General features: G+C 53.0%; 1 protein-coding gene. It reads left to right on the forward strand.

Translation table 11 applies throughout. The annotated features are described in order from the left end of the window. The first annotated feature begins 299 nt into the window (after positions 1 to 299). A protein-coding gene (locus M44_RS18860) for an IS1-like element IS1A family transposase (protein ID WP_094096600.1) occupies positions 300 to 997 on the forward strand; the annotation gives its coding sequence in 2 pieces (ribosomal slippage) (positions 300 to 549 and positions 549 to 997; 699 coding nt in all). The last annotated feature ends 23 nt before the right edge of the window (positions 998 to 1,020 follow it).

Raw genomic sequence — 1,020 nt, forward strand, 5'->3', positions numbered from 1 at the left:
GCCTCTTTACGCTCATCTTTCAACGACTTGATTTGCGGTGTGTACTCGGCCAGCCACGCCTTCGCCAGTCTATCGGCCTCGCCATCGAAGTAATCCTGCACCTCCATCACCAGCCCCATGCCAGCAACGGTAACACGAGCCTCCATGATTGCTTCCAGATATTCCTCTGCATCCTCTTCTCGATCCGCAACCTTATCGGCCAGATATTCGACATAGGTACGTGAAACATCCGGGCTGAAAATTCGGTGATGCTGCCAACTTACTGATTTAGGGTATGATGGTGTTTTTGAGGTGCTCCAGTGGCTTCTGTTTCTATCAGCTGTCCCTCCTGTTCAGCTACTGACGGGGTGGTGCGTAACGGCAAAAGCACCGCCGGACATCAGCGCTATCTCTGCTCTCACTGCCGTAAAACATGGCAACTGCAGTTCACTTACACCGCTTCTCAACCCGGTACGCACCAGAAAATCATTGATATGGCCATGAATGGCGTTGGATGCCGGGCAACAGCCCGCATTATGGGCGTTGGCCTCAACACGATTTTACGTCATTTAAAAAACTCAGGCCGCAGTCGGTAACCTCGCGCATACAGCCGGGCAGTGACGTCATCGTCTGCGCGGAAATGGACGAACAGTGGGGATACGTCGGGGCTAAATCGCGCCAGCGCTGGCTGTTTTACGCGTATGACAGTCTCCGGAAGACGGTTGTTGCGCACGTATTCGGTGAACGCACTATGGCGACGCTGGGGCGTCTTATGAGCCTGCTGTCACCCTTTGACGTGGTGATATGGATGACGGATGGCTGGCCGCTGTATGAATCCCGCCTGAAGGGAAAGCTGCACGTAATCAGCAAGCGATATACGCAGCGAATTGAGCGGCATAACCTGAATCTGAGGCAGCACCTGGCACGGCTGGGACGGAAGTCGCTGTCGTTCTCAAAATCGGTGGAGCTGCATGACAAAGTCATCGGGCATTATCTGAACATAAAACACTATCAATAAGTTGGAGTCATTACCTGGAAACA

The organism is Bacillus coahuilensis m4-4 (assembly GCF_000171615.1).
GTDB classification, from domain to species: Bacteria; Bacillota; Bacilli; order Bacillales; family Bacillaceae_K; genus Bacillus_T; species Bacillus_T coahuilensis.